The organism is Novosphingobium sp. BL-52-GroH (assembly GCF_044813085.1).
Lineage (GTDB): Bacteria > Pseudomonadota > Alphaproteobacteria > Sphingomonadales > Sphingomonadaceae > Novosphingobium.
The window spans coordinates 3,279,080-3,302,076 of the sequence record NZ_CP171152.1; the positions used below are offsets into that span (position 1 = coordinate 3,279,080).

22 protein-coding genes are annotated in these 22,997 nt (G+C 67.6%); 12 read left to right on the forward strand and 10 right to left on the reverse strand.

Features of this window, described 5'->3' with window-relative positions; translation table 11 throughout:
• Positions 1–197 precede the first annotated feature (197 nt).
• Positions 198–962 (forward strand): TorF family putative porin, encoded by a 765-nt coding sequence (locus tag ACFFDA_RS28415; RefSeq protein WP_404480588.1) that lies wholly within the window; start codon positions 198–200, stop codon positions 960–962.
• A gap of 114 nt (positions 963–1,076) precedes the next feature.
• Here the strand turns inward: ACFFDA_RS28415 and ACFFDA_RS28420 are convergent, their stop codons facing one another.
• Positions 1,077–1,835, reverse strand: a complete 759-nt coding sequence (locus tag ACFFDA_RS28420; RefSeq protein ID WP_404480589.1) for an SIMPL domain-containing protein — start codon at positions 1,833–1,835, stop codon at positions 1,077–1,079.
• 93 nt (positions 1,836–1,928) lie between these two features.
• Here ACFFDA_RS28420 and ACFFDA_RS28425 point away from each other — a divergent pair, with 93 nt between their 5' ends.
• Entirely contained in the window at positions 1,929–2,360 is a 432-nt protein-coding gene (locus ACFFDA_RS28425) for a VOC family protein (protein ID WP_404480590.1), read from the forward strand.
• Here the strand turns inward: ACFFDA_RS28425 and nhaA are convergent, their stop codons facing one another.
• Complete coding sequence (gene nhaA, locus ACFFDA_RS28430) at positions 2,361–3,563, reverse strand: Na+/H+ antiporter NhaA (RefSeq protein WP_404480591.1); 1,203 nt, start codon at positions 3,561–3,563, stop codon at positions 2,361–2,363. It lies immediately after the preceding gene.
• Positions 3,564–3,631: 68 nt separating this feature from the next.
• Between nhaA and ACFFDA_RS28435 the strand changes: the two genes are divergently transcribed.
• The 5 genes from ACFFDA_RS28435 to ACFFDA_RS28455 all read left to right on the forward strand — a co-directional run bounded on the left by ACFFDA_RS28435 (position 3,632) and on the right by ACFFDA_RS28455 (position 9,717).
• Positions 3,632–5,044 (forward strand): glycosyl transferase family protein, encoded by a 1,413-nt coding sequence (locus ACFFDA_RS28435; protein WP_404480592.1) that lies wholly within the window; start codon positions 3,632–3,634, stop codon positions 5,042–5,044.
• Positions 5,041–6,186, forward strand: a complete 1,146-nt coding sequence (locus ACFFDA_RS28440) for a hypothetical protein (RefSeq protein WP_404480593.1) — start codon at positions 5,041–5,043, stop codon at positions 6,184–6,186. The genes ACFFDA_RS28435 and ACFFDA_RS28440 overlap by 4 nt, the downstream gene beginning before the upstream one ends.
• A 47-nt stretch (positions 6,187–6,233) precedes the next feature.
• Positions 6,234–7,148, forward strand: a complete 915-nt coding sequence (locus ACFFDA_RS28445; protein ID WP_404480594.1) for a sulfite exporter TauE/SafE family protein — start codon at positions 6,234–6,236, stop codon at positions 7,146–7,148.
• Positions 7,149–7,204: 56 nt separating this feature from the next.
• Entirely contained in the window at positions 7,205–7,924 is a 720-nt protein-coding gene (locus ACFFDA_RS28450; protein ID WP_404482902.1) for a TIGR02186 family protein, read from the forward strand.
• A 137-nt stretch (positions 7,925–8,061) separates the two neighbouring features.
• Positions 8,062–9,717, forward strand: coding sequence for an ATP-binding protein (locus ACFFDA_RS28455; protein WP_404480595.1), 1,656 nt, complete (start codon positions 8,062–8,064; stop codon positions 9,715–9,717).
• Positions 9,718–9,719: 2 nt separating this feature from the next.
• On the opposite strand, the gene ACFFDA_RS28460 is transcribed toward ACFFDA_RS28455, so the two are convergent.
• From ACFFDA_RS28460 to ACFFDA_RS28470, 3 genes are all read right to left on the reverse strand, one after another.
• Positions 9,720–11,159 carry an MATE family efflux transporter gene (locus tag ACFFDA_RS28460; RefSeq protein WP_404480596.1) on the reverse strand — a complete coding sequence of 480 codons (1,440 nt, stop codon included), beginning with the start codon at positions 11,157–11,159 and terminating at the stop codon, positions 9,720–9,722.
• Positions 11,156–11,902 carry a 7-carboxy-7-deazaguanine synthase QueE gene (locus ACFFDA_RS28465; protein ID WP_404480597.1) on the reverse strand — a complete coding sequence of 249 codons (747 nt, stop codon included), beginning with the start codon at positions 11,900–11,902 and terminating at the stop codon, positions 11,156–11,158. The genes ACFFDA_RS28460 and ACFFDA_RS28465 overlap by 4 nt, the downstream gene beginning before the upstream one ends.
• A gap of 265 nt (positions 11,903–12,167) precedes the next feature.
• Complete coding sequence (locus ACFFDA_RS28470; RefSeq protein WP_404480598.1) at positions 12,168–14,828, reverse strand: valine--tRNA ligase; 2,661 nt, start codon at positions 14,826–14,828, stop codon at positions 12,168–12,170.
• 171 nt (positions 14,829–14,999) lie between these two features.
• On the opposite strand from ACFFDA_RS28470, the gene ACFFDA_RS28475 reads away from it, so the two are divergent.
• The 5 genes from ACFFDA_RS28475 to ACFFDA_RS28495 all read left to right on the forward strand — a co-directional run bounded on the left by ACFFDA_RS28475 (position 15,000) and on the right by ACFFDA_RS28495 (position 19,502).
• Positions 15,000–16,115 (forward strand): ABC transporter permease, encoded by a 1,116-nt coding sequence (locus ACFFDA_RS28475; protein ID WP_404480599.1) that lies wholly within the window; start codon positions 15,000–15,002, stop codon positions 16,113–16,115.
• Positions 16,112–17,011: an ABC transporter ATP-binding protein gene (locus ACFFDA_RS28480; protein ID WP_404480600.1), complete on the forward strand. Its 900-nt coding sequence runs from the start codon at positions 16,112–16,114 to the stop codon at positions 17,009–17,011. Before ACFFDA_RS28475 ends, ACFFDA_RS28480 begins: the two co-directional genes overlap by 4 nt.
• Positions 17,012–17,020: 9 nt before the next feature.
• Positions 17,021–17,959, forward strand: a complete 939-nt coding sequence (locus ACFFDA_RS28485) for an MlaD family protein (RefSeq protein ID WP_404480601.1) — start codon at positions 17,021–17,023, stop codon at positions 17,957–17,959.
• Between the two features lie 23 nt (positions 17,960–17,982).
• Positions 17,983–18,594, forward strand: a complete 612-nt coding sequence (locus ACFFDA_RS28490; protein ID WP_404480602.1) for an ABC-type transport auxiliary lipoprotein family protein — start codon at positions 17,983–17,985, stop codon at positions 18,592–18,594.
• Between the two features lie 368 nt (positions 18,595–18,962).
• Positions 18,963–19,502, forward strand: a complete 540-nt coding sequence (locus ACFFDA_RS28495) for an outer membrane protein (protein WP_404480603.1) — start codon at positions 18,963–18,965, stop codon at positions 19,500–19,502.
• 120 nt (positions 19,503–19,622) lie between these two features.
• Here the strand turns inward: ACFFDA_RS28495 and ACFFDA_RS28500 are convergent, their stop codons facing one another.
• Genes ACFFDA_RS28500 through crcB form a run of 5 tightly spaced genes read right to left on the reverse strand, consistent with a single transcriptional unit; the run spans position 19,623 to position 22,989 of the window.
• Positions 19,623–20,315: an ATP12 family chaperone protein gene (locus tag ACFFDA_RS28500; protein ID WP_404480604.1), complete on the reverse strand. Its 693-nt coding sequence runs from the start codon at positions 20,313–20,315 to the stop codon at positions 19,623–19,625.
• Positions 20,316–20,325: 10 nt separating this feature from the next.
• Positions 20,326–20,547 carry a hypothetical protein gene (locus tag ACFFDA_RS28505; protein WP_404480605.1) on the reverse strand — a complete coding sequence of 74 codons (222 nt, stop codon included), beginning with the start codon at positions 20,545–20,547 and terminating at the stop codon, positions 20,326–20,328.
• On the reverse strand, positions 20,544–21,194 hold the full coding sequence (locus ACFFDA_RS28510; RefSeq protein ID WP_404480606.1) for an HAD-IA family hydrolase: 651 nt from the start codon (positions 21,192–21,194) through the stop codon (positions 20,544–20,546). Before ACFFDA_RS28510 ends, ACFFDA_RS28505 begins: the two co-directional genes overlap by 4 nt.
• Positions 21,194–22,585: an RluA family pseudouridine synthase gene (locus ACFFDA_RS28515; RefSeq protein WP_404480607.1), complete on the reverse strand. Its 1,392-nt coding sequence runs from the start codon at positions 22,583–22,585 to the stop codon at positions 21,194–21,196. The genes ACFFDA_RS28510 and ACFFDA_RS28515 overlap by 1 nt, the downstream gene beginning before the upstream one ends.
• A complete protein-coding gene (gene crcB / locus ACFFDA_RS28520; RefSeq protein ID WP_404480608.1) occupies positions 22,582–22,989 on the reverse strand; it encodes a fluoride efflux transporter CrcB in 408 nt (135 codons plus the stop codon). The genes ACFFDA_RS28515 and crcB overlap by 4 nt, the downstream gene beginning before the upstream one ends.
• Positions 22,990–22,997 lie beyond the last annotated feature (8 nt).

The window sequence follows — 22,997 nt, forward strand, 5'->3', positions numbered from 1 at the left end:
TGCCCAAGCCTCGAACCAAAGTGGCATAAAATCCACACTTCATGTCTTGAATGTTGCTGAATTGAAATTTTTCTTGTGCGTCTTCTGGGTGCGGTGCAGCAATATTGGGTCGCCGCAATCTAGGTCCGAAACGAGGCCAGGTGCGGCGGATGCAGGTGGGACGAGGCATCAAAGACATAAATTGTGAGGGAACGATCATGCTTTTGTCCGTCCGCGGCGCCATTGCCGCCACTCTCCTTGCGGGAACCGCGCTTTCCGCCGCTCCGGCTTTTGCGCAGGACGCCGAGGCTCCCGCCGAAATCACCGTGACCGGCAGTGCCGCCGTCACTTCCGACTACCGCTTCCGCGGCGTTTCGCAGTCCGGCGGTGACATCGCGATCCAGGGCGGCATCACCGTTTCGCACGCCAGCGGCTTCTACGTCGGCACCTGGGGCTCCTCGATCGACCTGGGCTCGCTCTACGGCAGCACCGAACTCGACCTGTTCGGCGGCTGGACCGGCGAAGTGTCTTCGGGCCTGACTGCCGACGTCGGCCTGCTGTACTATGCCTATCCGAACGGTAGCGGCGGCGATTCCGAATTCTTCGAGCCCTACGCCTCGGTGAGCGGCCAGGCCGGCCCTGCCAAGATCAAGGTTGGCGCGACGTACGCCTGGAAGCAGAGCGCGCTGCCGAACTTCTACGACGGCGGCAAGGACGACAATCTCTACATCTACAGCAACGTCGACGTTGCGATCCCGAACACCCCGCTCACCGTCTCGGGCCACGTCGGCTACACCGACGGCGTGCTGGCGCCCTGCTACTACTGCAACGCCGACAAGACCGGGGTGGACTGGTCGATCGGCGCTTCGGGCACGATCTACGGCCCGCTCTCGCTGAGCGTCTCCTACATCGGCGTGACCGGCCCCAGCGTCGACAGCTACACCGACGATACCGTCGTCGCGACCCTGACCGCCTCGTTCTGACGACGGCGGCCTGGCCGTAACGGCAGGCGAATACCTTTTGCAGGAGGGGAGGACCCGTCCGGAAACTATCCGGGCGGGTTTTCTTCATGCGCCGGCGGCTCGCCCGGGTGAGCCCTATTTCAGGTAGAAGTCGATCGTTGTGACCACCCGGACCTTCTTGTACGGCGTGTCCGACTGTCCCCAGCCACCACCGGAATCGCCGTCGCGGGCCTCGACCGAGAAGTAGCCCTGCGCCGCGTTCTTGATCGCGCCCACTTCGGAACCGCTGTCCTTGGCGAACTGCTCGGCGGCGGCGCGCGCATCGTTGGTCGCCGCCGCCACCATCTGCGGCTTGATGTCGTTGAGCCGGGTGAAGGCATAGGCCATGCCCGAGCCTTCCTCGAGGATCACCCCGCGCCGCACGAGGTCGAACTGCCGGCGCACCGCGTTCTCGGCGCGCTTTATGTCGTTGGTCCGCAGCGTCACCCGTTGGCGCACCGTGAAGCTGACGACGCCGTTGTTGTCCTTGGCCTGGTTGACGTTGACGCCGGTGGGCTGGAGCGCGTCGGCGGGAAAGCCCAGTTCGCCGAAGAAGGCGCGGATCTGCGCGGTGTCGCGATCGACGCCGGACTGTGCGGTGGCGAGGTCGGGGGCGGTGGCGGAATAGCTGATCGTCCAGGTGGCGAGGTCGGCGGTGACTTCGCGCTCGGCGAGTCCCTTCACGGTCACGGCGCGGTCGGCACGCTGAGCGCGCTTTATGCCGTCCCCCAGCGCGAAACCGGCGATGACTAGGCCGACGGCAAGGATCGTCGCGCTGGCCAGCCAGCGCACCGTCGTCGCATTCAACCGGACGGGGGCCTTGCCTGCACTCTGGGCGGAACTATCTTCGCTCATCGCATCTCTCCCTGATGGTTGCCGAGCCATGCCGGGCGACGACTGTATGCGCGATGAACCGTTCTAATTTATCGACCAACCGAGAAAGATCCCATGACACGCTACCTCCACACGATGATCCGCGTCACCGATCCGGACGAGACGATCCGCTTCTTCGAACTGGTCGGTCTCAAGGAGACCCGCCGCTTTTCGAGCGACCAGGGACGTTTCACGCTGATCTACCTCGCACCTCCGGGGCAGGAGGAGACGGAGGTAGAGCTGACCTACAACTGGCCGGGCGAGGACGGGTCGGCGGAGGACTACACCGGCGGTCGCAATTTCGGCCACCTCGCCTTCCAGGTCGCCGACATCTACGAGACCTGCCAGCGGCTGCAGGACGGCGGCGTGACGATCAACCGGCCCCCGCGCGACGGGCACATGGCCTTCGTGCGCACGCCCGACGGGATCTCGATCGAACTGCTGCAGGACGGCCGCCTCGAACCGGCCGAGCCCTGGGCCAGCATGCCCAACGTCGGTAGCTGGTAACTACCGTGGCGATTCCTGCGCCGGCGGAGCTTTCGCAAGGCGCAGGATCGCATAGCCCAGCAGCGCCGAGAACAGCGAGCCGAGCAGCACCCCCAACTTGGCTTCCTCCACCAGAAGCGGCGATTGCGGGAAGGCGAGGGCGCCGATGAACAGGCTCATGGTGAAGCCGATCCCGCACAACGTCGACATGCCCCAGAGCTGGGGCCAGCTCGCCCCGGCGGGCCGGGATGCGAAGCCGCTGCGGTCTGCCATGACGATCGCGCCGAAGATGCCGGCCTGCTTGCCCACGAAGAGACCGAGCGCCACGCCCAGCGGAACCGGCGAGAAGAGGGCGCCGGGCCCGATCCCGGCCAGCGCGACGCCTGCGTTGGCGAAGCCGAACAGCGGCACGATCAGGTAGCTGTTCCAGGGCACCAGGGCGTGTTCGAGCCGCAGCAGCATCGAATCGCCGCGGGCCAGCCGCAGCGGGATCGTGAAGGCCAGCAGCACCCCGGCGATCGTCGCGTGGATGCCGGAATGGAGCACGCAGTACCACAAGGCGACGCCGAGCAGCACGAACACCCAGGCCCGATCGACGCCGCCGCGATTGGCGGCCACCAGCAATGCCAGCACCGCCATCGCGCCCAACGCCCAGGCGAGGTCGATGCCGCTGGTATAGAACAGCGCGATGATCGCCACCGCTCCGAGGTCGTCGACGATCGCCACGGTCAGCAGGAACAGTCGCAGCGCGGGAGGCACCCGCTTGCCGAGCAGGGCGAGGGTGCCCACGGCGAAGGCGATGTCGGTCGCTGCAGGAATTGCCCAGCCTCGCTGCATCGGCTGCGCGTCGCCGGCCGCAAGGAGGTAGATCAGCGCCGGAACCGCCATCCCCGCCGCCGCCGCCACGACCGGCAGCCTGCGGCGCGCCGCGCTTGAAAGCTCGCCATCGAGGACTTCGCGTTTGATCTCGAGGCCGACGACGAAGAAGAAGATCGCCATCAATCCGTCGTTGATACACGCATGCAGTGTATCCAGCCGTCCTATCGGCGACCAGGCGAGCCGGTGGTGGAATATAGCATGGTATTCGTGCTGCCATGGCGAGTTTGCGATAGCCATCGCGCCGACTGCAACCGCGATGAGCAGCACGCCTGCTCCTGCTTCCCCGCCCATTAACTTTGTGAAACGGCGCGCAATGCGACTGGCGAAATGCTTGTGGGTGCTCATAATCTCTTTTGCGACGGATTGCAGGGGCTTGCAATCACTCGTGACGCGCCGCGACCAAGGGGGACAAGGTGCTGGGAACGCTTGCATTGGAGTACGCCGTCGCCTGCTTGCGGGCGATGGAGCACGAATTGCTGCTTTTCGCAGCCTTCTGGTTCATCCTTGGTGCCCTCGACGATTTCGGGGTCGACTTGTGCTGGATCTGGCTGAGGCTGACCGGGCGCGGCGGTGACGGCCGCCTCGCGCCGGGCCTGGCGGCGAGGCCGCTGGCCGGACGGACGGCGGTGCTCATCGCCGCGTGGCGGGAGGGGGCGGTCATCGGCCATACCATCGGCCATGCGCTGTCGGCCTGGCGGCAGGAGGGCTTCACGCTTTACCTCGGGTGCTACTGCAACGATCCCGAGACCATCGCCGCGGCCATGGCCGCCGCAGGCGCCGATCCGCGCGTCAGGGTGGTCATCAGCGAAAGTCCGGGGCCGACCACCAAGGCCGATTGCCTCAACCGCGTCTACGCGGCGCTTTGCCAGGATGAGGAGCGCTACGGTCGGCGCTACGGTTCCGTCGTGATCCACGATTCGGAAGACATGGTCCATCCGGCCGAACTCGCGGTGATCGACATGGCACTGGAAGAAGCGGACTTCGTGCAATTGCCGGTCTGCCCCGAGCCGCAACCGGATTCGCCATGGGTGGCCGGCCACTATGCCGACGAATTCGCCGAAGCGCATGCCAAGGCGATGGTCGTGCGCGATGCGCTGGGAGCCTCGATCCCCGCGGCCGGCGTAGGCTGCGGCTTCTCCCGCGAGATGATCGCCCGCATCGCCCGCAGACGCGGCGGCGAAGGCCGGCCCTTCGCCGCGGAATGCCTGACGGAGGACTACGAGCTGGGCCTGCTGGTCCGGCGCGAGGGCGGCCGTTCGCGCTTCCTGCGTCTGCGCGATGAGCGCGGCGATCTGGTGGCGACACGGTCCTTTTTCCCCGCGCGACTGGAGGATTCGGTGCGGCAGAAGTCGCGCTGGATACACGGGATCGCCTTCCAGGGCTGGGACCGCCTGGGCTGGAGCAGCGGCGCGGCCGAACTGTGGATGGCCCTGCGCGACCGGCGCGGCCCGTTGACCGCCATCGTCCTCGCCTGCGGCTATTGCCTGTTCGTGATCGAGGGGCTGCTGGCCCTGGCGTCATTGGGAGGAGCGTCGGCGAGCGTGGCGATGTCGCCGCTCCTGCATACGATGATCCAGCTCTGTCTTGCCGGGTTCCTGTGGCGCGCGGCGTTCCGCGTCCTGTTCACCACGCGGGAATACGGGATCGTCGAAGGGCTGGGCGCGGTGATGCGCATTCCCGTCGCCAATTTCATCGCCATCTTTGCCGGGCGGCGGGCGCTCGCAAGCTACGTCCTGTCACTGCGCGGCCTGGCGGTGCGCTGGGAGAAGACCGAGCATGCTGGCCATCCGGCCCTTGGCGAGCCGATGGGAGCCTTGGCGCGATGAGCGCGACCGGCTCCATTTCACGCGGGCATCCGCTGGTCGCGCTGCTGGCAGTGCTGGGTGGCTGGGTCGGCGGGAGGGCGGCGACATGGGAGCCCCCGATAGCAGCGGCACTGCAGCCCCCCGGGTCGGTGGCGGGTGGCAGCGAGGCCTATCCCGGGCAAGCCGGCTTCGTCACCGATTCGCGCGGTGGGCCGCTGTCGCTGCCCGGCGGTGGCGGGGAACCGGCCCGTGCTGACTTTGTAGGGCCCGTTGGTGCGCCGTATTGGCGTTATGCTATCCCGATGCTGCAATCGGTGGCGGGATCGGGCCATGGCCAGCCGGCATGGACGGCCGGGGCACCTCTCCAGCCTTTTTCGGCCCTGACGCCGAGGCACTTGCGCGACGAGTTCGCCCTCTCCGAATCGCTTCCGCGTTTCTACGCGCCGGAACCCGCCGGGATGGTCCGAGCCACGCCCCCTGGCGATTCGGGCCTGCCGCGGGCAAGGCGCTGGTCGGCCGATACATGGGCGCTGCTGCGTCGGGACGAGAGCGGGACCCTCGTCTCGCCGGGGGTCATGCCGGCGACCTATGGTGCAAGCCAGGCAGGCGGGGTGCTGCGCTACCGGCTGGCGCTCGCCAGTCCCTATCGCCCGACCGCCTACTTGCGCACGACCTCGACCATGGGCCAGCTGCGCGAGACTTCCGCCGCCCTCGGCCTGTCGGCGCGGCCGTTTCCCTCGTTCCCGGTCATCGCCGCCCTCGAAGGCCGCCTGACAGACCAGAGCGGCCAGCGCAGGGTGCAGGCCGCGGCCATGGCGGTGACCGAACTGCCCGCGTTCACACTGCCGATGGGGTTCAGGGGCGAAGCCTATGCCCAGGGCGGCTACGTGGCGGGCCGCTTCGCAACGCCCTTCGCCGACGGGCAGTTTCGCGCGGACCGGCCGCTGGTGCGAATCGGCAAGGTGGCGACGCGCATCGGGGCAGGCGTCTGGGGCGGCGCGCAGAAAGGGGCCGCGAGGCTGGATGCAGGGCCTTCCGCTTCCATCGCCATGCCGCTGGGAAAAGGCACCAACGGCCGGGTCGCGCTGGACTGGCGCTTTCGCATCGCCGGGGATGCGGTGCCGGATTCGGGTCCCGCCGTCACGCTATCCGCAGGTTTCTGATTCGCCGCTTTTCTCCGGGGTGATGCTGCGGTAGCGAGAACGCAGCAATGGACGTCTACCTTCCCATCGCGAACCTTTCGGTCAACGGTCTTATCATCGTCGGCCTGGGGGCGCTGACCGGCCTGCTTTCGGGCATGTTCGGCGTGGGCGGCGGCTTCCTGACGACACCGCTGATGATCTTCTACGGCATCCCCCCCACTGTCGCCGCGGCCTCGGCCGCCAGCCAGGTGACCGGCGCCAGCGTATCGGGCGTCTTCGCGCACACCCGGCGCGGGGGCGTGGACTACCAGATGGGCTCGGTCATGGTGGCCGGGGGCATCATCGGCACGGGGCTTGGCGCGCTGCTGTTCAACCTGCTGCAGAAGCTCGGCCAGATCGATACGGTCATCAACATCCTCTACGTCTTGATGCTCGGCTCGATCGGCGGACTCATGGCCAAGGAAAGCATCCTGTCGATCCGCGCCGAGCGGACCGGTATCCCGCTCCCGGCCCGCAAGCGGCGGCACCACCCGATGGTGGCGAGCCTGCCTATGCGCTGGCGCTTCTATCGCTCGGGCCTCTACATCTCCCCGCTCGCGCCGCTTTTGCTGGGGATCGGCACCGGCATCCTGACGATGCTGATGGGCGTAGGCGGCGGCTTCATCCTGGTGCCGGCGATGCTCTACATCCTGGGCATGAGCGCCAATGTCGTGGTCGGCACTTCGCTCTACCAGATACTCTTCGTCACCATGGCGACGACGATGATGCACGCGCTCACCACCCATGCGGTGGACATCGTGCTGGCGGCGCTGCTGCTGGTCGGCTCGGTGACGGGCGCGCAATTCGGCGCACAGTTCGCCCAGAAGGCGAGCCCGGTGAAGCTGCGTCTGATCCTGGCCATCATCGTCCTGCTGGTGGCGGGGCGCATGGCGCTCGGGCTCGGCTACCGGCCCGACGAGATATACACGGTGGCGCCGTTGTGAAGGCGACCGCCTTCCGGAAAGCGGCATGCTCGCTGCTTGCGGTGCTGGCCTTCGTGATGCTCGGCGGTGCGCGCGATCCGATCCTGGTGCCCGAGGTCTCGCAGCACGAAGTAGACCTGCAACAAGGCTTCACCGGCACCGAGCTGCTGCTCTTCGGTGCGATCCTCACGCCCGAGGGGTCGCGCGCGGCGCAGGACTACGACATCGTCGTCGTGCTCAAGGGGCCGACCCAGTCGATCGTTCTGCGCGAGAAGCAGAAGGTCGCGGGGATCTGGATCAACGTCGCCAGCACGGAACTGCGCAGCGCGCCCAGTTACTACGCGATCGCCTCCACCAAACCGATCGCCCAGATCGTCGACGACAAGACCGCGGCGATCTACGAACTGGGCCTGAAGTGGCTGCAACTCTCCCCGATCGGCGCGATCGATCCCGAGGAGCAGGCGCGTTTTTCCGCCGGGCTGGTCGATCTCAACCGCCGTAACGGCCTCTACCGCGAGGAGGAAGGCGGCGTGAAGGTCAGCGAGCAGGTGCTCTATCAGGCGCGGATCGGCCTGCCGTCACGCGTGCCGACCGGCGTCTATACAGCCGAGACTTACGCTGTCTCGAAAGGCCGGGTGGTCGCCTCGGCCAGCAGCCAGGTCGAAGTCCGCAAGCAAGGAGCGGAGCGGGCCATCGCCAACTTCAGCGAGAACTTTGGCTTCGCCTATGGCCTGCTCGCGGTATTCGTCTCGGTGGCAATGGGCTGGCTGGCCGGGCGTCTGTTCGCGCTCATCTGAAGGCAGTGTGCCTGGTCCGTGCTCGGGTAACGCTCTTAGCCGGAAATTAACCTAGGCGATGTTAGCCATGCAATCGGTTGCCAATAGTCCGGTGGTTGAACAAACGAATGCATGCCGACGGTCTCGATCAGGTTCACATGTCCCGGGAAGGCACCGCCCCGGTGACGGTTGCGGACGGGTATGGCCATGAACCGATCGGTGTGGTGCTGGAGATCAGCGGCGCCGGCAGCCGCGTCGCCTTCGACCTCGAGCGCCTCCACGAGATCGCCGCCGATGCCGACCCGTCGGTCGCCCTGTCGGGGCAGGTGAGCAGCCAGATCAAGATCCGCGTCGGCAAGGACGGAGGCGGGGGCTGGCTGCTGGCGAGCGTGCGCAACCAGAAGCAGGACGGCAAGATGACCGGCGGCGTCCTGTCCGACGTCGACTTTCTGGGCGAGGGCCAGGTGGAGCGCCTGACCGGCCGCCTCCACGGATTCCGGCGCGGCGTCACGTATTATCCCATTCCCGGCGCGCTGGTCTATCCCGCGACCAGTGACGACCTGCGGCAGATCTATGCCAGCGACGGGCGCTCCGCGATCCAGGTGGGCAACGTCTACCCGACCAGGGACATCCGCGCGGGGCTCTACGTCGACGCGCTGCTGGGCAAGCATTTCGCGCTGCTCGGCTCGACCGGCACCGGCAAGTCGACCAGCGCCGCGCTGATCCTCCACCGCATTTGCGACCATGCGCCCGAAGGCCATGTCATCATGGTCGACCCTCACGGCGAATATGCGGCGGCGTTCCGCCAGACCGGCGTGATCCTCGACGTCACCAACCTGCAGATGCCCTACTGGCTGATGAACTTCGAGGAGCATTGCGAGGTCCTGCTCACGTCGCGCGGGGACGAGCGGCAGCTCGATGCCGAGATCCTCGGGCGGGCCCTGCTGGAGGCGCGCTCGAAGAACCGACTGGCCGAGCAGATGGGCAAGATCACGGTCGACTCGCCGATCCCGTACTTGCTCTCCGACCTCGGGATGATCCTCAACAACGCGATGGGCAAGCTCGACAAGGGCCATACCAGCGCGCCCTACTTGCGCATCAAGGGCAAGCTGGAGGAACTCAAGACCGACCCGCGCTACCAGTTCATGTTCTCCGGCATGCTGGTGGGCGACGTCATGGCCGAGTTCATCTCGCGCCTGTTCCGCCTGCCGTCGCGCGGGCGGCCGATCTCGATCATCGACGTCTCGGGCGTGCCGACCGAGATCACCTCCACCGTCGTCGCCGTACTCAGCCGGCTGGTCTTCGACTTCGCGGTATGGGCGCGCGAGGAGCAGACCCGGCCGATACTCCTGGTCTGCGAGGAAGCCCACCGCTACGTCCCCAACGAGCGCAACGCCGACGGCTCCTCGGTCGGGCGCATCCTTTCGCGCATCGCCAAGGAGGGCCGCAAGTACGGCATCTCGCTGGGCCTCATCACGCAGCGTCCCTCGGATCTGGCCGAGGGTGTGCTTTCGCAATGCGGCACGATCATCGCGATGCGCCTCAACAACGACCGCGACCAGGCCTTCGTGCGTGCCGCCATGCCGGAAGGTGCGCGCGGGTTCCTCGATTCGATCCCGGCCCTGCGCAACCGCGAATGCATCATCTGCGGCGAGGGCGTCGCGATCCCCATGCGGGTCTCGTTCGACGACCTCGAGGAGCACAAGCGCCCGGCCTCGGCCGACCCCTCGTTCACGCAACTGTGGAACGCAACCGGCGGCGAGGAGGAGATGGTCGCGCGCACCATCCAGCGCTGGCGCGCGCAGGGGCGCTGAGGTCAGCCCTTGAACGCGGCGCGCCAGTTGGCCATGCGGTAGTAGGCGATCGTCAGCAGCACCGTAAGAACCGAGCCCACCGGATAGGCCCACCACACCGCATCGCTTCCCAGCCACGGCACCGCCAGCGCGTAGAAGCCCAGGCGGCCAGGATAGAGGCCGATGAACAGGATCACCAGCGGCGCCACGACAGAGCCGTAGGCGCGCATCGTGCCGGTCATGATCATGGTGATCGAGACGATCACGAAAGACGCGGTGCAGATAAGCTGGATATGCTCGGCGATCGGCATGGCCGGGCTGTTGCCGCCGAGGAACAGGGCCAGCAGTGGATGGTCGAAGCCGACGATCAGCGCCGCCAGCACGGTCGACATCACGAGGTTGGCGCCGAGCCCGGTCATCGTCACCTTGTCGACGCGGGAGTGGTCGCCCGCGCCGAGCGATTGCGCGACCATGGCGCTCACCGCCGAGCCGATCGCGAAGGCCGGCATCTGCAGGTAGTTCCACAATTGCAGCGAGGCGCCGTAGGCAGCGGCGGCGTTCAGGCCTTCGCGGTTGACGAGGCCGATCATGATGAGCCCGGCCGAGGAGACCAGCAGCATCTGCGCGCCCATCGGCAGGCCCTTGCTCAGGACGTAGCGCAAGTCCGCCCCGCGCGGCCGCAGGTAGCCCAGTTCCGCGCCGCGCAGGCGCAGGGCGAGGTCCTTGCGGTAGATGAACCAGAGTTGCAGCAGCATGCCGGCGGTATTGGCGCAGGCCGTGGCGATCGCGGAGCCGGCGACGCCCAGCGTCGGCAGCGGACCGACACCGATGATGAGCAGCGGGTTGAAGGCGATGTCGAGCACCACCGCCAGGATCATCGCATAGAGCGGCGTCTTGGAATCGCCGGCGCCGCGAAGGCCCATCGCCATCATCATGTTGACGGTCGCCAGCGGCATCGTCACGAAGATCACCCGCAGGTATTCGAGCGCGTCGGTACGGCTGGCCGCGGGGGTGCCTAGCAGGTCGAGCAGGGGCGCGGCGCCGAACCAGCCGATCACGCCGGTGGCGATCGAGATGCCCAGGCAGAAGCCGATGCCGGTGCCGAAGGTGCGGCGCGCCGCATCGAGGTCGCGCGCGCCGAAGTGCTGGCCCACCCGCACCGTCGTCGCCATGCCGAATCCGAATACCGCGGCGAAGACCAGGAACATGACGATGTTGGCGTTCGCGGTGGCGGCCAGCGCGCTTTCGCCCAGCAGCCGGCCGACCCAGATCGCGTTGACCGATCCGTTCAGCGTCTGCAGCACGTTACCCAGCAGCATCGGGATCGAGAACATCAGCAGCGTCTTGAGGATCGGTCCCTTGGTGAGGTCGCCGCGCATCGCGGGCCGGGCCGCGGCTTCTTCCTGCGGCATGTGGGCGGCAGCGGTTTCCTCGCCGGTGGGGATCGGGGACGCTTCGTTCATGTGCCTCTCGTGTCGCCCCAGAGATGAATGTGCAAGCGATCGGTGAAGCGCAGTCCCTCGGCCGCGCAGAATTGCGCCAGCCATTCCGAGCGCCGCCGGACGACATCGCTGGAGCGGCCCTCGGGCATCAGGAACAGCCGCTCGCCGGGAATGGCGTAAGTCTGTTGCAGCGCCATGACCTCGTCGAGATCGGCCGGCTCGGCCACTACGAACTTGAAGAAGGCGCGGGGCTCCGCGGCCCAGGCGGCGAGGCGATCGGGCAGCAGGGCAAGCGCGGCCGGGTTGCCGCTGTGGGCCAGCTTGGGGCTGACGTTGTACTGGTGGACGAGAGCGTCGAGCGCGGGGTGGGGCGCGACCGTGGAATTGGTCTCGATCTCGATGTGCATGCCGGGGCGCACCGCGTTCAGCGCGGCGACCATGCGGGCGAGCGCGGCGCCCTGCAGCAGCGGCTCGCCGCCGGTGATGACGAGGCGGTCGGGGACGAACGCGGCGACCGTCGCGGCGAGGTCCGCCTCGTCCATCGTCACCTGGTTCTCGCGGCGCTCGAAGGCGAGGTCGTCGCGGTGGAAGCGGTTGTCGCCGGTGAATCGCCAGGTGTAGGCGGTGTCGCACCACGCGCATGCCAGGTTGCAGCGCGACAGGCGCACGAACGTGCTCGGCCGGCCCAGCGATGGCCCTTCGCCCTGCAGCGAGGCGAAGATTTCCGGTTTGCCCGGCGTCGTGGTGGCGAGGATGATGGTCATGTCATGATTGCGAGATATGCAAGTTTACACGGTTTACACAGTCCAGGGAGCACAGTTCGATCGGGGTTTCGAGGGTTTTTGATTGCGTCGGACGCAACTGCTGCCTTGGGCCGTAGGTGGGGGGCGGAGTTCATGCCGGGACTGTGTCAGAACCCGCGCCGGTAGGAAACCCGATCCTCCCCCGGCACGGGGAGGGGGACCGCCGCGCGGCGGGGGTGCCCCTCCTCCCTGTTTCGCATGGTCCCCTTCTCCCCAGGGGAAGGAATTACCCCAGCCGCGCCAGCGCCGCGCCGAGGCGTTCGGCCTCGGCCGCATGGGCGGCGTGGTCGGCGCGGGCCTTCTCGATCGCCTCGGGCTTGGCCTTCTCGACGAAGGCCGGGTTGTCCAGCCGCTTGGCGAGCGAATCGCGTTCCTTGATCGACGCGCCCCGCGCCTTTTCGAGGCGGGCCTTCTCGGCGGCGATGTCGATGACGCCGCCGAGCGGGATCGCCAGCATCGCGTCGCCCGCGCCCACCTGCATGGCCGCACCCTCGGGAGCGGGCTCGAAGCGGATCGCATCGAGGCGGGCGAGGCGGTCCACGGCGGTTGCGTTGCGCCCGATGATCGCGCGGGTGGCCTCGGAAGGCTCGGGAAGGTAGGCGGTCAGGCGCGCGCCGGGCGAAATGCCCAGTTCCGACTTGGCGCCGCGCAAGTTGCCGACCAGCGCGATCAGCCACTCGACTTCCAGCTTGGCGGCAGGATCGACCTTCGCGCCCGGCTCGGGCCAGCGGGCGACGATCAGCTCGTTCTCGCGGGTGCCCATCTTGCTCCACAGCTCCTCGGTGACGAAGGGCATGAAGGGGTGGAGCATGACGAGGATCTGGTCGAGCACCCAGCCGGCGACGGCCTTGGTCTCCTCGTCGAACTGACCCTTGATGAGTTCGATGTACCAGTCGCAGAACTGGTTCCAGACGAAGTGGTAGATCGCGTTGGCGGCGGCGTCGAAGCGCAAGTCGGCCATCGCCTTGTCGAGCGCGGCGACGGTTTCGACCACTTCGCCGATGATCCAGCGGTTGACCGCAGACGTCGCCACAGGGGCCGCCAGCGAGGTGCTCGCGCCGATGCCGTTCGACTGGCAGAAGCGCGCGGCGTTCCACAGCTTGGTGGCGAAGTTGCGATAGCCCTCGACGCGCTTCTCATCCATCTTCACGTCGCGGCCCTGGCTCTCCATGGCGGTCATGAAGAAGCGCAGCGCGTCGGCGCCGTACTGGTCGATGAGGCCGAGCGGGTCGACCACGTTGCCCTTGGACTTGGACATCTTCTGCCCGTCCGCCGCGCGCACCAGCCCGTGCAGGTAGAGCCGCTTCCACGGCACTTCCTTCATGAAATGAATGCCCTGCATCGCCATGCGCGCATCCCAGAAGAACAGGATGTCGAAGCCCGAGACGAGCAGGTCGTTGGGGTAGTGCTTGGCGACGAGCGGCGCGTCCGCGTCCGGCCAGCCGAGGGTGGCGAAAGGCCACAGGGCGCTGGAGAACCAGGTGTCGAGGACGTCCTCGTCGCGGGCCAGTTTCTTGTTGCCCGCCTGCGCCTGTGCTTCTTCCTCGGTTTCAGCGACGAAGATCTCGCCGTCTTCGGAGAACCAGGCCGGAATCCGGTGGCCCCACCAGAGCTGGCGGCTGACGCACCAGGGCTGGATGTTCTCCATCCAGTTGAAGTAGGTCTTCTCCCAGGTCTTGGGCACGATCTCGATCTGGCCGGTGCGCACCGCCTCGATCGCCGGCTTGGCGAGGGTGGCGGCATCGACGTACCACTGGTCGGTCAGCCAGGGCTCGATCACCACGCCGCCACGGTCGCCGTAGGGCGTCGCGATCACGCGGTCCTCGACCTTGTCGAGCAAGCCGTCCTCGTCGAGGATCTCGACCACGCGCTTGCGTGCATCGAAGCGGTCCATGCCGATGAACTCGTGCGGGATCAGGCCGTCGGCGGTCTGCTGCACCTTGGCTTCGGCATCGAGCATGTTGAGCATGTCGGCGGCCTTGAAGCCGGCGCGCTTGCCGACCTCGAAGTCGTTGAAGTCGTGCCCCGGGGTGATCTTCACCGCGCCCGAGCCCAGTTCCGGGTCGGCGTGCTCGTCGGCGACGATGGGGATCTCGCGCCCGGTGATCGGCAGCGTCACGGTGGCGCCGCGCTCGAGCAGCGGCTTGTAGCGCTCGTCGGCCGGGTTCACCGCGACGGCCATGTCGGCCAGCATCGTCTCGGGGCGGGTGGTGGCGACCATGATGTGGCCCGAGCCGTCGGACAGCGGGTACTTGAAGTGCCAGAAGCTGCCATTGGTCTCGCGCGTTTCCACCTCGAGGTCGCTGATCGCGGTCTTGAGCTTGGGGTCCCAGTTCACCAGCCGCTTGTCGCGGTAGATGAGGCCCTGCCTGTGCAGGTCGACGAAGACCTTGACGACCGCGCGGGTGAAGTGCGGGTCCATGGTGAACTGCTCGCGGCTCCAGTCCATCGAGCAGCCGAGGCGCCGCAACTGGCCGGTGATGGTGCCGCCGCTCTCGGCCTTCCAGTCCCAGACCTTCTCGATGAACGCCTCGCGCGAGTAGTTGGTGCGCTTGTCCTGGCTGGCTTCGAGCTGGCGCTCGACCACCATCTGCGTGGCGATGCCGGCGTGGTCGGTGCCCACCACCCACAGCGCGTCCTTGCCGCGCAGGCGCTCGTAGCGGATCACCACGTCCTGCAGCGTGTTGTCGAGCGCGTGGCCGATGTGGAGCGAGCCGGTCACGTTCGGCGGCGGGTTGACGATGGTGAAAGGCGCCGCGTCGGGGCGCTCGGGACGGAACAGGCCGCCCTCTTCCCAATGGGCGTACCACTTCGCCTCGATCCGGGCGGGGTCGAAAGTCTTGTCGAGTCCGGCTTCGGGCGCGGTGTCTGCAGTCTGTTCGGTCATGGCGCGGCGCTTTGCCAGTGCGCGAGTTTTGGCGCAAGAACGCAAGTTGCGAACGATTGCCACGGTTTTGCCGCAAGCGGGTGGCAGCATGGCACCAGACACGAAAGTCACAATTCGTCGCGCCCGTGGAACCTCTTGCCGGTCCACGCTTTTTCCACGATACGAGCGAACATGCGGGAATGGGCTGAATTCACCCTGTCGGAAAGCGACGAAGGCGGCGAGCATGTCCTTGCGCTGAAGGGGCCGTTGCGCGTTCATTCGCTGGGCAATCTCGACGCCAAGCTGAACGGGCTGACGGGCAAGTTCACCCGGCTCGACATGTCCGGCGTCACCGACATCGACACCACCGGCGCCTGGCTGGTCACCCACTATGCGGGCGAGCGCAACCTCGAGATCACCGGCGAGAGCGAGCAGGCGCGCCGCCTCTTCGCCGCCATCGGCAACATCGAAGACCGCGAGCCGGAGCTGGAACCGCAGCTTCCCTTCGCCACCCGCACCCTTGCCGAACTGGGCGACCTCGTCGCCGCGTGGGGGCAGGGCATCCTCAAGATCATCGGCTTCCTGGGCGAACTCATCGTCGCCTTCGGCCACGTCATCCGGCATCCCTCGCGCCTGCGCGGTACGGCGCTGATCTTCCACATGCAGTACGTGGGGATCAACTCGCTGTGGATCGTCGGGCTGATGAGCTTCCTCATCGGCATCGTCATCGCCCAGCAGGGCGCGGTGCAGCTCGCGCAGTTCGGGGCCGAGATCTACACCATCAACCTCACCGGCCGCCTGTCGATGCGCGAGCTGGGCATCCTGATGACCTCGATCATGGTCGCGGGCCGCTCGGGCTCGGCCTTCGCGGCGCAGATCGGCACCATGAAGCTGACCGAGGAAGTGGACGCCATGCGCACGATCGGCGTCTCGCCGATGGAAGCGCTGGTGGTGCCGCGCGTGCTGGCCTCGATGCTGATGATGCCGCTCCTGGGCTTCTATTCGGCGGTGCTGGCGATCATCGGCGGCGCCTTCATCGCCAACTTCGCGCTCGACATCCCGTTCTGGACCTTCCTCCAGCGCATCCAGGAAGTGGTGCCGATCACCGACGTGTGGATCGGCATCATCAAGGCCCCGGTCTTCGCCCTGATCGTCGCGCTGGCGGGGTGCTACCACGGCATGCAGGTCACCTCGAACGCCGAGGAAGTGGGCGCGCGCACCACCCAGGCGGTGGTCACCGCGATCTTCACGGTGATCGTGCTCGACGCCTTCTTCGCGATCTTCTTCACCAAGATCGGCTGGAAATGACCGACCTTTCCCCCGCCACCGACGACGATTTCCCGATCGTGGTCCAGGGCCTGCGCAACACGTTCGGCGACCACGTCATCCACGACGACCTCGACCTCAAGGTCCGTCGCGGCGAGATCCTGGGCGTCGTCGGCGGCTCGGGCACCGGCAAGTCGGTGCTGATGCGCTCGATCATCGGGCTGCAGCAGCCGGCCGCCGGCGAGATCACCGTGCTCGGCCACAAGATGGGCAATTCGACCGAGGAGGACTCGGTCGACTTGCGCTCGCGCTGGGGCGTGCTGTTCCAGGGCGGCGCGCTGTTCTCCACGCTGACGGTGGGCGAGAACGTGGAAGTGCCGCTCAAGCAGTTCTTCCCCGAGATCACCGACGACCTGCGCGGCGAGATCGCCCGCTTCAAGGTGCGCCTCTCCGGGCTCGCCGAGGAAGCCGCGTTCAAGTACCCGAACGAGCTGTCCGGCGGCATGCGCAAGCGCGCCGGGCTCGCCCGGGCCCTGGCGCTCGATCCCGAACTGCTGTTCCTCGACGAGCCGACCGCCGGCCTCGACCCGATCGGTGCCGCCGCGTTCGACAGCCTGACGCGCGAGCTGAAGGAGACGCTGGGCCTCACCGTGTTCCTCATCACCCACGACCTCGACACGCTCTACGCCATCTGCGACCGGGTGGCGGTGCTGGCCGACAAGCAGGTGATCGCGGTGGGCACGATCCCGGAACTGCTGGCGCTCGACCATCCGTGGATTCAGGAATACTTCAACGGCCCGCGCGGCCGTGCGGCGCTTGCCGCCAAGGACGACCCGGCGGTGACGCCGGAACACGATGCGGCACCGGCCGTTGAAACTTCTACCGCCTCTCACGAGGAACCGGCGTCCGCGATGGACAGCGGAAAAAGCGGGACATAGGGCACAGCGATGGAAACACGGGCCAATCACGTCTGGGTCGGAGCCGTCACGCTGGTGCTGCTGGCGGCGCTGGCCGCGTTCGTCATCTGGATCGCGCGCCTCAACGAAGGCACCCAGAACGAATACGACATCTTCTTCAAGCAGTCGGTCGACGGCCTCGCGAAGGGTTCGGAAGTCGCCTATGCCGGCGTGCCGTCGGGTCAGGTGACCAAGATCGAGCTGTGGCCGCAGGACCCCAGCTTCGTGCGGGTGCGCATCAAGGTCGACGAGAAGGTGCCGATCACCGTGGGCACCACCGCGACGATCCAGGGCAGCTTCACCGGGGTTTCCGACATCCAGCTCGAAGGTGCCGTCAAGGGCGCGCCGTTGCTGACCGACCCGGGCCCCGAAGGCGTGCCCGTGATCCCGACCAAGCGCGGGGGCTTCGGCGAACTGCTGACCAACGCGCCGTTGCTGATGGAACGCCTCGCCACGCTGACCGAGAACCTCAACCAGTTGATGAGCGCGGAGAACCGCAAGTCGATCACCGGCATCCTGGCCAATACCGACAAGATGACCAAGGACCTGTCGCAGGCGACGCCGCAGCTTCGCGCGACGATGACCGACCTGCAGGCAACGCTGCAGCAGGCGACCCGCACGCTCACCGCCTTCGAGGGCGTCGCCGGCAAGGCCAACGACCTGCTGGGCGACGAGGGCACGTCGCTGGCAGACCAGTTGCGCAAGACGCTGGCCTCGGCGCAGAAGTCGATGGACCAGCTCGACCGTACGATGCAGCATGCCCAGCCCGCGCTCGACCAGGTTTCGCAGCAGACGCTGCCCGCCGCCGAGGCCGCGATCCGCGACCTGCGGGCGACCAGCAAGGCGCTGCGCAACGTGACCGAGAAGATCGACGAGCAGGGCGCCGGCGCGCTGCTCAAGGGGCAGAAGCTGCCCGACTACAAGCCTTGATGGGGATCATGATGGAAACCGCGATGACTCGCCTGCGCAAGGCCTGCCTCGGCAGGACCGGCTTCATGGCCGCAGCCGCCGCGCTCACGCTGTCGGGTTGCGTCAGCCTGGGCACCAAGCCACCGGACGAACTGCTGCGCCTGACCCCGTCGGAGACCGCACCTGCGGGAACCACCGCCAGCGGGCAACTGAGCGAGGCGATCGTCGTTCTCGATCCCGAAGCCGATCGCGGGCTCGACGTCCTGCGGGTGCCGGTGACGGTCGACGCGTCGAGCGTCGCCTACCTCAAGGACGCGCTGTGGATCGAGAAGCCGACCCGCCAGTTCCGCTCGCTGCTGGCCGAGACGCTGCGCTCGCGCACCGGCAAGCTGGTGGTCGAGGGCGGCGACTTCGAGGTTACCGGCCGCACCCTGATCGGCGGACGGCTGATCCAGATGGGCTACGATTCGCAGAAGGGCGCGGTCGTCGTGCGCTTCGATGCCATCCGCACCGACCGCGGCGGCACCCCGATCCAGTCGCGGCGGTTCGAGGCGGTGGTGCCGGGCGTCGAGGCCAAGGCCAAGCCGGTCGGCGCCGCGCTGAACCAGGCGGCGAACGACGTCGCGCGGCAGGTCGCCGACTGGGTGAAGGGCTGACCGGCCCCGATCGCGCCGACCGGGGCGGTCCTGCGGGGCGGTCCTGCGGGGAGGGGTGGATGTAAGGCCGCCTTCCCGCCTGTTCGCAGACATGCCGCGCTAGGAATCGCGGAGCCGATAATAAAGGTCCGCCTGCAAAAAAGTTTTTCACCCGCGCCGGCCGAAAAACGTCGCAAACGAATGAATACCCGACAAACAGCCGGGAAACGACGTTCTTTCCCGTTTCGGCATGTGGCGTGAAAGCAACAATGACACTTCTATGACACCCTGATTCCAACTCTCTGGTTTGACGGTAAATTCTTGCCCGCTAAAGGGCGCCTCCCGCTGCCGTCCACGGCGCGGACGATAAGAATTTGCAGGAGCATACCATGAAGAAGTTCGTCCTCGCCGGCGTCGCCGCCGCCGCGCTGTTCGCCATTCCGGCCGCCGCCAATGCCCAGGCTTTCGTGCAGGCCGAGACCGGCATCGACGTCGTGTCGGCCGAAGGCGAATCCAAGGCGAACATCGGCTATGGCGGCTCGGTCGGTTACGACATGCCGCTGTCGGGTGGCCTGTTCGTCGGCGTCCAGGCGACCTATTCGGACAGCGAGACCAAGCGTTGCGAGAGCAGCGAAGGTGACAAGGTGTGCCTCGAAGCCGGCCGCGACGTCGCCGCGCTGGCGCGCCTCGGCACCCAGATGGGCGAGCAGGGCAAGCTCTACCTCTTCGGCGGCTACGCCAACGCCCGCGCGGAACTGACCTACTCGAACGTCACCGCGCACACCGATCTCGACGGCTTCCGCGTCGGTGCAGGCTACCAGTACGACATCAACGAGAAGTTCTTCGTCAAGGCCGAGTACCGCTACTCGAACTACGAAGCCGACGTCAGCCGCCACAACGGCGTGATCGCGGTCGGCGCCAAGTTCTGATCTCAAGAAGGAGGAGCGGGCGTCGCATGCGCCCGCTTCGACCGGAAAGCCCGTCCCGGATTCGTCCGGGGCGGGCTTTTCCGTTTTGGTCGCGGCGAAGGGAAGGAAGCCGCGTCGCCTTCAGCGCGACAGTTCGACCAGCCTCATCGCCAGCCTGAACGCCTCGAAGCGCGTGGCGCGGCGTTCGCTGGCTTCCCAGTCCTCGCCCCACAGCTCGACCTGCCAGTCGGCTTCCAGCTCGGAGGCCTGCCAGAGGCTTTCCGCATCGGCGCCGGGCCGGATCGCCTCCAGCGCGATCACCAGCGAGGACGACAGGCTGGCGAGCATCTTGAGCGCGGCGAGGGCGTAGTCGCTGCAGGCCACCAGTTCCGCGTGCAGCCGCGCCAGCGTCGCTTCGGGCTGCGGCTTGTGCATGATGCCCGATATGCGCACGAAGCGCACGCCAAGCCGCGCCTCGAAGGCGGCGAGCAGGGGCTCCCAGACATGGGCCTGGCGCTTGTACAGGGCCTCGTCGGGATCGGCGCGGTAGCACAGCGTGTCGGTCTCGGCGTAAGCCAGGAGTTCGGCGACGACGGTGTCGCGGGCAGGGGCCACGGCGTCGATCGCGAAGTCGGCGAGGTCGCGCAAGTGGAAGGTGGCCGGCTCGATCGTCTCGCCCTGGCCGGCCCATTCCGCCGCCAGCGCTTCGGCCAGTGCCCTGGTCGGCACCACTTGCGCGCGTGCGCCGGCGGTGCGGATGCCGCGCCCGTCCAGCACCGCGCGCCAGCCGTCCTCGACCTGCTCGACGCCGGCTTGCTTGTAGAATCGCTTCATCGAGGTCGCTCTATTTCGGAGTGCGCCACTTGCGGGCGAGGATCACCGGGACGACGAACGCGTCGACCAGGCCGTTGGCGATGAGCAGGTAGCCGATCCACTTCGGCGCGCCTGCGAAGATGCGGTCCGAAGCCATCAGCATGCCGACCAGCACGAAGGCGACGCCGGCGATCCGGGTGATGTTGATGGCGGCGAACCGCACGGCAGCGGGATCGGGAGCCGGATCGGTCATCGCAGGAGATGCTCCGCCAGTTGCGCCGGGCTTTCGACCACCGCTTCGGCGCCGGCGGCGAGGAGTTCGCGCGGGTGGTGGTAGCCCCAGTCGACGCCGATGGCGCGGACGTGCGCGGTGGTGGCCATCTGGATGTCGTAGGCGGTATCGCCGATCATCACCGCCTCGGACGGCAGCGCGCCGGCTTCGGCCAGCGCCTGCTCGAGCATGGCGGGATGCGGCTTGGACGGATGGCGGTCGGCGGTCTGGAGCGTGACGAACAAGCCGGCGATGCCGTTGGCGTCCAGGCAGAAGGCCAGACCCCGGTCGGACATGCCGGTGGCGACGCCCAGCGTCCAGCCGGCGCCGTGCAATGCGCGCAAGGTGTCGGCGATGCCGGGGAACAGCGGCTGGGCGACGCGGCCCTGTTCGCGCGCGGTGCGGAACGAGAGCTTGTAGGCCTCGGCCATGGCATCCTGCCGCGCGGCGTCGGATTCGGGGAGCAACTGGCGGATCGCCTGGGGCAGCGACAGCCCCACCGCGCGGCGGATCGCGCCGCGCGAGGGTGCGGGCAGCGAGAAGGCCGCGAAGGCCGCCTCCATCGCCTCGCAGATCGGCGCCTGGCCGTCGACCAGAGTGCCGTCGCAGTCGAAGACGGCGAGCTTCATCAGCTTCGGCCTCGCGGCGCTCCTCGCGGCGCTCCTCGCGGTGCTCCGGCCGGTTTGCGGGCCGGGGAGGCACCGGCGCGCGCCGGCTTTCCGGCCGGTTTGCCGAACGACTTGCCCGCAGGCTTGCTGCCCGGCTTGCCGGGCGCCTTGCCAACCGATTTGCCAGCCGATTTGCCAGCCGATTTGCTTAGGGGCTTGCCGCCGAGCTTGCCGGTCGCCTTGCTGCCCGCCTTGGCCGTCGGCTTGCCCGAGCGCACTTGTCCCGTGGGGCTGTCGGTGCGCTTGCGGCGCTCGCCGCGGCGTTCCTTGCGGTATTCCTTGGCGTGCTGCTTGGCGGCCTTCTTGCGTTCCTCCTTGGAGAAATCGACCGGGGTGTCGTCGATCATCTCGCCTTCGGACTCGACGAAACCGAGCTGGTCGAGCGAGTTGGCGAAGTGTTCGGGCAGGGGGGCGGTCACGTCGAGCGGGACGCCGTCCGGGTGCTCGATGATGAGACGGCGCGCGTGCAGGTGCATCTTGCGGCTGATCGAGCCGGTGAGGAAGGCTTCCTGGCCGCCGTACTTGCCGTCGCCGACGATCGGGTGGCCGATCGCCGCCATGTGGACGCGCAACTGGTGGGTGCGGCCGGTCAGCGGGTGCAGCTCGACCCAGGCGGCGCGGTTGCCGGCACGGTCGATCACCCGGTAGCGGGTGCGCGCGGTCTGGCCTTCCTTCTCGTCGACGTGCATCTTCTCGCCGCCGGTGCCCGGCTGCTTGGCGAGCGGCAGCTCGATCAGGCCCTCGTGGATGTCGGGCACGCCGACCACCAGCGCCCAGTAGATCTTCTTCGCGGTGCGGCCCGAGAACCGCTTGGAGAAGAACGCCGCGCTGCCCGGAGTGCGGGCGATGAGCAGGACGCCGCTCGTGTCTTTGTCGAGCCGGTGGACGAGGCGCGGGCGCGGGCCCTTCTCGACATAGGCGTCGAGCAGCCCGTCGACGTGCTCCTTCATGCCCGAGCCGCCTTGCGTGGCGAGGCCCGGCGGCTTGTTGAGCACGATCGCGGCGCGGTCCTGCGTCAGCACCATCGAATCGGCGAGTTCGATCTCGGCCTCGGTCAGCTCGCGGCGTGGCTGGTCGCCGCCCAGGCCCGGCTTGGCCTCGCCGCCCGGCGGCACGCGCAGGACCTGGCCCGCGGCGAGGCGAGTGTCGACGTCGGCGCGCTTGCCGTCGACGCGAAGCTGCCCGGTGCGCGCCCAGCGCGACACCATCGCGAAGCCGACGTTGGGCAGGTGGCGCTTGAACCAGCGGTCGAGGCGCACGCCCTCGTCGTCGCGGCCCACGGTGAACTGGCGTACCGAATCCGAATTGTCGGCCCGTCCGGGCTTGTCGCCGGTGGGATCATAGGTGGTCATGCCACGCTCCGCATCATGATGAGGCCAAGGAACAGGCTGGCAAACCCTGCGACCAGCGACAGGCCCGTATAGAAGGCCGCCGTACCGATCGCGCCGCGCTCGACGAGGGTGACCACGTCGAGGCTGAACGAGGAGAAAGTGGTGAAGCCGCCGAGCACGCCGACGGCCAGGAGAAGGCGGGCGGCCTCCGACTGGCTGCCGAAGCGGGCGAGCCAGCCGACAAGCACGCCCATCATCAGGCTGCCGAGGACGTTGACGGTCAGCGTCCCGTAGGGAAAGGCGCCGGCGCGCACCGGGCCGAGCGCGGCGGCCCAGCCGCGTCCGACGAGGAATCGCAGCCAGGAGCCAAAGGCGCCGCCGCCCGCCACGTAGAACGAGGCGGCAAGAAAGGAAGGTTGAGGCATGGCGCTCG